Here is an 11,627-nt window from a genome sequence, read left to right on the forward strand (position 1 = left end):
CCGGTCTGTCTTCTCCTGGTAATCCGCCCTTCCCGGAATACCTCATGCTTCCAAGCTTCCATCAGGGCAAACAGCCGCTGTTGGGCACCCGCCCTCGACCACGCCCGCATTTCCAGATCAGTACGGCGAAGCAACGACCGAATTCCAGTTGGGGCGGAAAACATGAGCGACCGCCCCTCCCGCAGGTCGGCTCCGAAATCGGTCCATGATCAGCGGCACATAATCGAAAGCCGAAACAGGCTCTGTGACACACATCACAATGAAGGATTCATCTCCGCCGACTGCCGTGCCACACCCTCGAAACCGCAAGTGACCAGCATCAACGGACCGGCACGGATTCCCTTTTATTCCGCAATGTCGCGCTGTGTCACAGGAGGCATACTTTCCACCTGTTGACCTTCAACGTCAACTGAATCACGATCCACGGTGATCGTCCTTTATTCGCTTCCTGATGTGCGAGGCCCTTTTTCCGGGGTCCGCTTCAGCATGCCCATGAAAGGAGCGAGATGCGCGTTCGGCATAAACAGGTATGGCCGACGGCACTGGTCACGGGAATCGCGATGGTGCTTCTGATATCCGGAACGGGGGTGCCGGACGGCCTGGTGCAACAGGCCGCTGCCGCCGTACCGGATCCCGCGCCCTCCGTCGAGGGACGCGCCGTGCCAAAACCGAAGGCCGGCAAGGGCGCGGAGGCGACCACACCGGTGGCCAAGCCGAAACCGCCGACATGGCCCAGACCAGGCAGCGCCGAGGTCGAGGTGAGGACCGCCCTGACCAAGGCCGGTGAGTTACCGGTCCGCGTGGGGACGGGTTCTGGCAAGGGCGTCGGCAAGGTGAAGGTCCAGACGCTGGCCCCTGACGTGGTCCGCAAACTGGGCGGTGTGGGAGTGGCGGCCCGGATCGAACGGGCCGATGGGAGCACCGCGCCGGGCAAGGTGCGGGTGGAGCTCTCCTATGAGGGGTTCAGAGACGGGTTCGGTGGCAATTTCGCCTCCCGGCTCCAGGTCCTGCGGCTGCCCGCCTGTGTGCTCCAGACGCCGCGTTCGCGCGCTTGTGTGGTACGCCCCCAGGTGGTCAAGGCCAGGAACGACCTGAAGGCGGGGGTGCTGGTCGCCGAGGTGGAGGTCGGCACGACCTCGCCCGCCAAGACTCCGGCGGCGCCGAAGGGCGACAGGAAGGCCGTCGCGAAGGCGGCCTCCGACGCGACGGCGGCCCAGCGGCTGGCCGAGGGGTCGGTGTATCTGCTGGCGGGCGGAATGACCGGTCCGGACGGCAACTTCGGCGCCACCGACCTGAAGCCTTCGGGCACCTGGCAGGCGGGTACCTCGGGCGGGTCGTTCAGCTACGACTACCCGCTGCCCGAAGCCCCTTCCCCCGCCGGTGACGGCCCGGACCTGTCGTTGCAGTACGACGCCTCCTCCCTTGACGGGCAGGGCGACTGGACCAACAACCAGTCCAGTGTGGTCGGTGCGGGCTGGGAGCTGAACGCGGGCTTCATCGAGCGCAGGTTCCACCGGTGCGTCGTGGACAACCTGTACGACGAGGAGTCGAATCTGGTCTGGACGGCCTACGAGATCGGCAGCTACGGCAAGGCGTTGTGCTGGGAGTCTCCGGACGAGAACGACGGCGACTCCTCGACCAACGACAGGACACAGTCGGAGCTGGTGCTGAACGTCGGCGGCCGATCGGCGCAGATCGTCAAGGACCGGGTCTCCGGACTGTGGAAGACGGTGCCGGACTTCGGTTGGAAGATCGAGCAGTTGCCCGGCGGGGCCGACAGCCAGGAGTACTGGAAGATCACCTCCGACACGGGTGAGGTGTCGCGGTTCGGCTACCGCAAGGACGCCCAGTGGCAGGTGCCCTACGTCGGCAACGACCCCGGTGAGCCGTGCTACGACCGCTACTACAACGACGCGGTACCGCCGACCTGTACCGGGGTGTGGCGCTGGAACCTCGACCAGGAGATCGACACCGACGAGAACGTCATCGACTACACCTACAACCGGGAGACGAACTACTTCTGCCTGCCCAGCTGTGCCCACGAGCTCTACCGGGTGCTGCCCTACGACCGGGGCGGGGCGCTGGCCAAGGTGGAGTGGGGGCACAACACCCAGGTGGCCGGCAGTGTGCCGACCGCCCGTACCGTGTTCACCACGGCGGACCGGGGCAGCCCCGACGTGCCGACAGACCTCAAATGTGACACCGCGACCGGGTGCGCCAACGACGCGATCGCGTTCTACACGACGCGCAAACTGGCCTCGGTGCTGAGCGAGTCGCTCAACGCGGCCGGGAGCGGCTGGGACTCGGTGGCCCGGCTGGACCTGAACCACACGTGGGTCTACACGCGCACCGACTTCGGCTCGCCGTACGACCCGGTGTTGTGGCTGGACACCGTGCAGCACACGGGTCTGGCCGGAGGAAGCCAGACGTTGCCCGCGACCGACTTCGACGCCACGCTGCTGGCCGGGAAGATGTCCTACGACGACATGTCGGACTGGACGAACCTGTTGTCGTGGCGGATGGTGCCCCGGATCGGGGCGATCGCCAACGGCATGGGCGGTCGCGTCGAGGTCGCCTACGGGCAGGCCGATCCGTGTTCCGGCGGCAAGGGCCGTGACGGCACCAACTACTTCAACGACCACGTCGGCGACTGCTACAAGATCGACAAGAGCATCGTCGGCAACGAGTACTGGACGGTCTACTACAAGCAGCTGGTGACCAAGGTCACCGAGAAGGACACCGTCGCCGCCTCCCCCGACATGGTCAACAGCTACGAGTACCTGGGGACGCCGGGCTGGGCCTCACCGGTGGAGTACGCCCAGCCGGACCTGTCACCGCCGGCGACCGACTGGCGCGGCTACGCCACCGTGCGCACCACCCAGGGAACCGGTACGAGCCCGGACGACTTCACCGTCACTTCCGCGACCTTCCTGCGCGGCCTGGGCGGGACGGTGACGAACTTCGAGGACACCACGGTCACCGACGTCAAGGCACTGCAGGGCAACGTGCTGCAGGAACAGACCTGGAAGCTGACCTCGCTGAGCCCCCGAACCTTCGCCGAGGACTCCTCGACCCGCTACGAGTACTCGGTCGTCGCGGCCGGGACGGGCCCCGGGATATACGACCCGGTCAAGGTGCTGACCACCCGGAAGCGCAGCCGGGAGGCCGTGAGCGGCGGAGGGTGGCGCTACACCGACGAGAAGACCGCCTACAACGCCGACGGCCTGCCGAACAAGATCAACGACTACGGCCAGGACGGCGTCGCGAGCGACAACACCTGCGTCTCGGTCAGCTACGCCCGCAACACCGACCCCGGCCAGTGGATGATCGACTACCCCTCGGTGACGGAGAAGCGATCCGGCGACGACTGTACGGCGGGCACCCTGATCGGCAGGGCGGTCACGTTGTACGACGGCGGCTCCGACCCCGCCACCAACAAGCCCAGCGACGGCAACGTCACCGAGACCCGCTCGTACGTCAACGCGACCACCCCCTCGGTGGCGAAGGCGACCTACGACGAGTACGGCCGCACACTGACCACCGTCGACCCGCGTAACAAGACCACCACGACCTCCTACAGCCCGGCCGTCGGGTGGCCGCACACCGGCGTCACCGTCACCAACCCGCTGGGACACACCGCGACCAGCAAGTTCTCCCACCTGCACGGCCAGCCGCTGTCGGTCACCGACGCCAACAACAAGAAGGCGGAGACCGACTACGACGCGTTCGGCCGCGCCACCATGCTGTGGGGCCCCGCGCAGCCACGCAGCGGCGGCACCCCGACCGCGACCGTCGCCTACGAACTCACCGGTACGGCACCGAGCAAGACGACCGTCAAGAGGTTGCTGTCGGGCACCGGCTCGGGCGCCAAGTGGCTGACCACGCACACCTTCGAGGATGGCCTCGGCCGTACCCGTGAGGCCCAGGGCACCTCCCCGGCCGGAGGGCGAGTGGTGACGGTCAGCATCTACGACCCGCGTGGCCTGGCCTCGGCGGTCTCCGACCCGGTGCACAACGCCTCGGCGGCCGGGTCCGGTCTGCTGAATCCGGCGTTGACCGACCTGCCGCAGTGGTCGAAGACCGTCTACGACGCCTTCGAGCGGCCGGTCGCCGACATCGACTACCACCTGTCCACCGAGCTACGCCGTACCACCACGAACTATCCCGGGGCCGACCGGATCGAGACGATTCCGCCGGTCGGTGCCAAGACCGTCAGCCTTCAGGACGTCTTCGACCGCACCGTCAAGGTCGAGGAGTGGGTGGACGCCACCGTCCACAACGACACCTCCTACGTCTACGACCTGAACGGCAACCTCACTTCGATCACCGACGCCAAGGGCAAGGTGCGGACCTTCACCTTCGACTGGCTGGGACGGCGCACCGCCGCCGTCGACCCGGACTCGGGAAGCTCCTCCTCCGGCTACGACCTCGCGGGCAACCTGACCTGGAACATCGACGGCAAGAACCAGAAGATCTCCTACACCTACGACGACCTGAGCCGCCGCACGGCGCAGTGGGCCGGGGAGGTGAGCACCGGCACCAAGCTCGCCGAGTGGACCTACGACACTCTGGCCAAGGGCCTGCCGGTCGCCTCGACCCGCTACACCGGAGGCCAGGCCTACACCCAGGCGGCCACCGGCTACGACGCCGACTACCGCCCCACCGGCTCCAAGGTCACCATCCCGGCCTCCGAGGGCGCGCTGGCCGGAGACTACGTCTCCACCTTCGCCTACGACGCCGCAGGCGACCTGATCGAACAGAACGTGCCCGCGGCCGGTGGCCTGGCCGCCGAGAAGCTCACCTTCGGCTACACCGACCTGGGACTGCCCAAGTCGCTCACCTCCGACTACGGCGGTGGCTTCACCTATGTCAAGGACACCACCTACACCGCCGTCGGCCGCCTGAACGAGCGTCTGCACGGCGCCGGAGGCCAGGTCAAGCGGGCCCTGACCTGGGACGGGACGACCGGTCTGCTCAAGCGGGTCTCCACGATCGCCAAGGCCGACACCGCCACCCCGGTCACCGCGCAGGACGACGAGTTCTTCTACGACACCGCCGGTGAGATCACCCGCGTCCTGGACGCCGCATCAGCGATCCCGGGCGGCACCGCCGGGCAGTCGGAGTGCTACACCTACGACTCCCGCCGCCGCCTGAGCGTCGCATGGACCACCACCGGCGCCTCCTGCACCTCGGCCGCCGACGGCCTGGGCGTCGACCCCTACGACCAGACCTACGCCTACGACACCGTCGGCAACATCACCACGCTGACCGACAACGGCCAGACCGCCACCTACACCTACCCCACCGGGACGGTCAGGCCGAACGCGGTCACCTCCATCACCCGCCCCGGCGGCACCGACACCTACACCTACGACAACGCCGGGCAGCTGACCGCCCGCACCGTCGCCGGGAAGTCGGGCACCTTCGACTGGGACGAACTCGGCCAGCTCACCAAGGCCGTCGTGGACGGCGCCCAGACCTCCATGGTCTACGACGCCTCAGGGGAACGCCTGATCCGCCGCGACCCCGACGGCAGCAGCACCCTCTATCTCGGAGGCGCCGAACTCAAACTGGCCGGCGGAGCGGTCGCCGGCAAGCGCTACTACACCGCCGCCGACGGCTCAACCGTCGCCCTGCGCACCTCGACCGGCGTCATCTGGATGCTGTCCGGCCTGCACGGCAGCAACCAGATCGCCGTCAACGACACCACCGGCCAGATCAGCCGGGAACGCTACCTGCCCTTCGGCAAGCGCCGCGGCACCGACGACCTGCCCTTCACCGACCGCGGATTCCTCGGCAAGGTCGAGGACGAGTCCACCGGCCTGTCCTACCTGTCGGCCCGCTACTACGACCCGTCCATCGCCAAGTTCATCTCCACCGACCCACTGCTGGACCTGCGCAATCCACAGTTCGCCAACCCCTACAGCTACGCGGGCAACAACCCCATCGGCTTGTCCGACCCCGACGGCCGCGCCTCCTGCCGCCCCGGCGACTGCCCCACCAAGAGCGCCATGAACTGGACGAGGGCCCACGCCGAGAAGAACAAGAAGAAGAAGGCAAAAGCCCTGAAGGCCGCCCACAAGAGCGACCAGGCCGAAGCAAAGATCACTCAGAAGCACGACAGGGAATACAAGAAGTCCGTAGCGAAAGCAAAAAAGATAAGCAAGTCGAAGAAACCGGCAGCTTCCTGCATCGGGTTCAGCTGCCCGAACGGCTCACCTCCCATAACCGCTACCTTCCTGGGGGAGCCGTCTCTGTACGAAACTCTCCTCGCTCGAGAGAAGGAATATTTCGGCCTCTTCTTCGACGACTACATCAACTGTTACAACGGAGACGCGGGTGCCTGCGCATGGGGATTTGTCGGAGCGCTCCCGATCGGCAGGCTCGGACGAATCGCCGGGAAGTTTTTCAGGAAGGGCGAGAAAGCCGTAGAACTCGGCACAAAGGCCGGAAAATCCTGCCGGCAAAGCTTCATACCGGGAACCAAGGTCCTGATGGCCGACGGCACCAAAAAGCCCATCGAAGACATCAGGGTCGGAGACAAGGTCCTCGCCACCGATCCCGAGACCGGCAAAACTGAGGCCAAGCCCGTAACCGCCCTTATCAGTGGCAAGGGTGAGAAACAACTCGTAACAATCACAACCAGCACCGACGGCGGCAAGTCTTCATCCCTGACCTCCACTGCGATACACCCGTTCTGGGTCCAGTACGGCCCCGGCTGGGTGAACGCCGACCACCTCGCCTCGGGCATGTGGCTGCGCACTTCCACCACTGCCCATACCCGGGTAACCGCAATCAAGCACTGGACCGCCCAACAGCGCGTCCACAACCTCACCATCGCCGACATCCACACGTACTATGTGCTGGCGGGGGATACGCCGGTCCTGGTTCACAACGCTGGACCCTGCGGGCTTGACCCGAATGCAGCATCGTCGTCTGGAATGCTGCCAGATCGCGGCGGATACTCAGTCGCAGGACGCGCACTTCAGAAACATGCAGGGAGGGATGGAAATCCAAATGGGTGGCCCACACCTACTGGACGACAGAACTCTGAAGCATGGAATAAGACTGGCCAAGATATGCTCGACGAGTTCCTTACCAATCCTGGCACTACATCGGTCAACACACGTGGGCGCGTGGGTGGCCAGTGGCAGGATGTGATAGACATGCGCCTTCCCGACGGTCGCGGGGCCAGGTTCACCCTCTCAGGCAGCTTCGTGACGTTCTTGGACTAGGAGAAGAGAGTGCCTCACGAGACATTCGAGGGCAGACTTATAGAGGTCATTGACTTTTTCGATACAAAAATCGAGGAACGCGTAATAGAATTCCGCGATCCAACCCTATGGAAGCACGGGTCCTTCCTCGCCATCTCCCTTCGCGAAGGGAGGGAGTGGCGAGACGCCATGGTAAGCATCGACCCCCAAGTTGGCGATATTCCTGTTCGCCTAATACTCTGGACAGTCAAGATCGCAAAAGAAATAGTTCTTTAGATGTGAATTTGAACACCCCTGGACCCTGATAGGGCTCCAGGGGTCGTTTGACGATTACAATTTAGGAGGCTTATTCATAAGGGGTTTTGTCGTTGTTCTTGATCATGGGGCTGCGCGGGGGCGGTGGTCCGAGTTCCTCTGGATTTGAGTAAAGGATTGATCAGGCGACGAAAAGGCAACGGTTCCTGCCGTGGAATCTCGGGGTGTCAAACAACGAGAGACGGAGGAACCGTTGGACTTCCCGCATATTACCGACCTGAGTCACGCGTAACTGATTGAGCTGCGGAGATTGGTGCGGGAACAGGTCGGTGACGTCGTCAAGCCGGGTGGGAGGGCGGCATGACGTCGGGTATCGCGCGGCAGAGCTGCGAGGCCGTACAGCGGGTCCACTCCGGCTGGCTGGTGTTCCACAAATCGGGGACCGGTCTGTGGAGCGCCTACCGGAGCGTTCTGTTCGGCAGGCCGGGTCCCGGGGACGTGCTGCTGGTGCGGGCCGGGTCGGCCGAGGAGTTGGACCGAAAGCTGGCCGCCCAGGTGTCTCCGGCGGTGCCGTCGAGCATCCGGGCCATGGCCGTCGCCCGCGCCCCCCAGGCCAGGACCGTCCGGCTCCCGGGCCGTTCAGGCCGTTGTCTCAAGCCGGTCTACGGCGTTGCGCAGGTTGCTGCGCTCCTGAAGCCGGTACGGCGGGCGGTGGAAATTCATCCCACCCGCTGCCCGCCGTACTCAAGCGTGCGGCTCAGGTAGGAGGGACTCGGGCCGCATACCTCCGCAGGACGGCTCCCACACACGCCCAGGACATGGCAGGGCGTGTTGGGGAAGGGGGAGTCGTCTGGCGCACCGGCCTCATTCGTGGGGCCGGTCCTCCTCCAGGGTGCCCGGCCGTCGTGCTCCCCGGCGGTGCCTGTGACGGCGTTGGCGGGGGAGAAGAAGGAGGTGAGCAGAGCGGAGGCGAGGAGGGCGCTCATAGGTCGAACGGTCCCCGGCCAGGACCACGAGCGCGTGAAATCCGCGTGTCCGGCTCACGTAGGGAACATGCCGACCTGGGAAAACGGGACACGCCCTCCCGGTGTCAGGTACCCGGTTCCAGCACGAAGACGGGGATCACCCGGTCTGTCTTCTCCTGGTACTCCGCGTATGCCGGGTACGCGGCGACCGCGCGCTCCCACCACTCGGCCCGCTCGTCCCCGGTGACCTCACGGGCCGTCATGTCCTGGCGTACGGCGCCGTCCCGGAGTTCCACGCGCGGGTCGGACCTGACGTTGAAGTACCAGTCCGGGTGACGCGGGAAGCCGCCCTTGGAGGCCACGGCCGCGTACCGCCCCTCGTGCTCCACGCGCATCAGCGGGATCTTACGAAGCTTGCCGCTCCGCGCGCCGCGCGTCGTGAGGATGACGACGGGCAGCCCCGTGTCCCAGAGCGTCGTCCCCCGCGTGCCGTCCGAACTCTCGTACAGCTCGACCTGTTCGCGTATCCACTGAGCCGGACTCGGCCCGTACTCGCCCTCAAGAGGCATGATGGCCACCCTGTCGTCGCCTACGGATGATGCCGCGCGGTCCAACTGTCGCATCGCGAGCGGCCCGTTTCGAGTACCCCGCCCCGCGACGTCACCGCTCCGGCCGAGGCGGGGCGGCGGGTTCGAGCCCTCTGCCGATCCGGGCGCGCAGGGAGTGCAGGGCCTGCCGGAGTTCGGCCGGTTCGATGTCCGTGATGTCGGCGTCGAAGGTGAGGAGCAGCCCCGCCAGCCCCGGCCATGACCACGCGCCGAGGGTGAGCCGGCACGTGTTCTCGGTGTCGTACTCGACCGTCGATCCACCGGGGGCGAACCTGGCGACGGTCGAGGCGGGCAGGGCGAGGACGGCCGAGCCACGGCACTGCCATTCGGCGGCGGCGTCCCCACGGTCGTGCGCGGTCATGACGAAGGCGACGGGATCGCCGTGCGGGATGTCACGCCGGACGAAGGGGGTGTGCGTGGGCGTGTGCGGCGTGAAGCGGTCCACGCGCATCGCGCGCCATCGGTCGGCGTCCGGGTCGAAGGCGACCAGGTACCAGCGTGCGGCCCAGACCACGAGGTCGTGCGGCTCCAGCGTGAGCGTGACGGGTGCGCCGTCGCCGGTGTAGTCCACGCGGACGAGGTGCCGCCGGTTGATCGCGCTGCCGACGGCGCGGACGATCTCGGCGTCGATCGGTGGCGCGGGGAACTCCCAGTAGTTGCGGGCCGAGGAGACGGTGAACGCCTCCGCGTGCAGGCGGCTGCGCGTGGGCATCGCCTGGTGCAGCGTGGCGAGGGCACGGGCCGCGTTCTCGCGGATGCCGGACAGGACCGTCGGCACGGTCTGGAGCGCGACGGCCACGGCGACGGCCTGGTCCTCGTCGAAGACGACCGGCGGCAGGCGGGTGGCGTGGCCGAGCCGGTACCCGCCACCCGCTCCACGGACGGCCTCGATCTCGTACCCGAGGTCCCGGAGCGTGTCGATGTCGCGGCGCACGGTTCTCACCGACGCCCCGAGCCGGGCGGCGAGTTCCTCGGCGCTCAGGGTCGCGCCGATCCCGAAGATCGACAGCAGCTTGAGCGCCCGCGCGGAGGTGGTGGCCATGATTCTTCGATTCTCCCCCCGATAGCGGCCACTCGATGGCAACTACGCCGACGACGGTGGTCGACATGACCGATTCCCCCAGTTCCCCGAGCCCCCGAAAGGGCATTCGCACCATCGGGGCCGTTCCGGCACCCGTCTCCGGCGCCGCGCTGTTGGTGGTGCTCTTCGGTTCCTTCATGGACCTTCTCGACGCGACGATCGTCACCGTCGCGGCCCCGGCGATCGCCGAGGACCTGGGTGCCGGCGACGCCCAGATCCAGTGGACGATCGCCGCCTACGCCCTCGCCCTGGGCGCGGGCCTGATCACCGGTGGACGGCTCGGTGACCGGTACGGCCGCAGGCGGCTGTTCATGATCGGACTGGCCGGGTTCATGGTCACCTCGGCGCTGTGCGCGCTGGCCGCCGATCCGGGGACGCTCATCGGCATGCGCGCCGGGCAGGGACTGACCGCCGGGATCATGGTCCCGCAGGTGTTCGGGATCATCCGGGCGTCGTTCGCCCCGGCTGAGCGTGCCAAGGCGTTCGGCGCCTACGGGGCGGTCCAGGGCCTCGCCTCGGTCGCAGGCCCGCTGCTGGGCGGGCTGCTCGTCGACGCCGACCTGTTCGGCCTGGGCTGGCGCACGATCTTCTGGATCAACGTGCCCGTCTCGATCCTGGCGCTCGTCGTCGGTGCGAAGGTCCTGCCGGAGTCCCGCTCCGCCTCGACCGCCCGGCTGGACCTCCCCGGCGCGCTCCTGGCGGCCACGGGCATCCTTCTCCTGCTGCTGCCGATCGTCCAGACCGAGGCATGGGGATGGACCTGGGGCAGTTACGCCCTCCTGGCGGCCGGAACCATCGTGCTCGCGATCTTCCTCGTCCACGAGCGCCGCCTCACCGGACGTGGAGACGAACCCGTCTTCGACCCGGCTCTGCTGCGAATCCGCGCCTTCACGGTCGGCCTGGCCGCTTCGGTGCTCTTCTTCGGCGGCATCGGGTCGTACTTCCTCACCCTCTCGGTCTACCTCCAGAACGGAACCGGCCGAACCGCGTGGGAGACCGGCCTGGTGATCCTTCCGTACGCGCTCGGCTCGATCGTCACCTCCGGCCTCGGCGTCGCCCTCGCCGCCAGGGCGGGCAGAACGCTCCTGGTCACCGGCTCGCTCACCGTCGCGGCCTCCCAGCTCGTCCTGTGGTCCTTCGTCAGGGACGGCGACGATCCCGGGTACTGGCTGCTCGCCCTCGCACTCCTCATCGGTGGCCTCGGGCTCGGTCTCGCCGCGCCCATTCTCGTCAACGTCGTCCTCGCGGGCGTCCCCGGCCGCGACGCGGGCGCGGCGGGCGGGGTGCTGTCCACCGTCAACCAGATCGGCGGCGCCGTCGGCATCGCCGTACTCGGCACGGTCTTCTTCACCTCCGTCACCGGTTCGGCCACCGGAGCACCGGGGCTGCCCGAGTACGGCCACGCGCTCGGCGTCGTCCTGATCGTCTCCGCCGCGCTCTACCTGGTCACGGCACTCGTGATGCTCGCCCTCCCGAAAACCACGGTCGAGCACGCCGAGTAGGG

Annotated in this window: 6 protein-coding genes; 4 read left to right on the forward strand and 2 right to left on the reverse strand. The window is 67.1% G+C overall.

Annotated features, from left to right (window positions below):
* Nucleotides 1-506 precede the first annotated feature (506 nt).
* From ABZ463_RS34780 to ABZ463_RS34790, 3 genes are all read left to right on the forward strand, one after another.
* On the forward strand, nt 507-7,235 hold the full coding sequence (locus tag ABZ463_RS34780) for a polymorphic toxin-type HINT domain-containing protein (RefSeq protein ID WP_362782859.1): 6,729 nt from the start codon (nt 507-509) through the stop codon (nt 7,233-7,235).
* A 9-nt stretch (nt 7,236-7,244) separates the two neighbouring features.
* Nucleotides 7,245-7,490 carry a hypothetical protein gene (locus ABZ463_RS34785; RefSeq protein ID WP_352015470.1) on the forward strand — a complete coding sequence of 82 codons (246 nt, stop codon included), beginning with the start codon at nt 7,245-7,247 and terminating at the stop codon, nt 7,488-7,490.
* A 339-nt stretch (nt 7,491-7,829) separates the two neighbouring features.
* Nucleotides 7,830-8,234, forward strand: a complete 405-nt coding sequence (locus tag ABZ463_RS34790) for a hypothetical protein (RefSeq protein ID WP_352015469.1) — start codon at nt 7,830-7,832, stop codon at nt 8,232-8,234.
* Nucleotides 8,235-8,559: 325 nt separating this feature from the next.
* Here the strand turns inward: ABZ463_RS34790 and ABZ463_RS34795 are convergent, their stop codons facing one another.
* A complete protein-coding gene (locus ABZ463_RS34795) occupies nt 8,560-9,003 on the reverse strand; it encodes a nitroreductase family deazaflavin-dependent oxidoreductase (RefSeq protein ID WP_352015468.1) in 444 nt (147 codons plus the stop codon).
* Nucleotides 9,004-9,094: 91 nt separating this feature from the next.
* A complete protein-coding gene (locus tag ABZ463_RS34800; protein ID WP_362782863.1) occupies nt 9,095-10,084 on the reverse strand; it encodes a WYL domain-containing protein in 990 nt (329 codons plus the stop codon).
* Between the two features lie 65 nt (nt 10,085-10,149).
* Between ABZ463_RS34800 and ABZ463_RS34805 the strand changes: the two genes are divergently transcribed.
* Nucleotides 10,150-11,625, forward strand: coding sequence for an MFS transporter (locus ABZ463_RS34805; RefSeq protein ID WP_362782866.1), 1,476 nt, complete (start codon nt 10,150-10,152; stop codon nt 11,623-11,625).
* The last annotated feature ends 2 nt before the right edge of the window (nt 11,626-11,627 follow it).

Source organism: Streptosporangium sp. NPDC020145, assembly GCF_040631275.1.
GTDB lineage: Bacteria > Actinomycetota > Actinomycetes > Streptosporangiales > Streptosporangiaceae > Streptosporangium.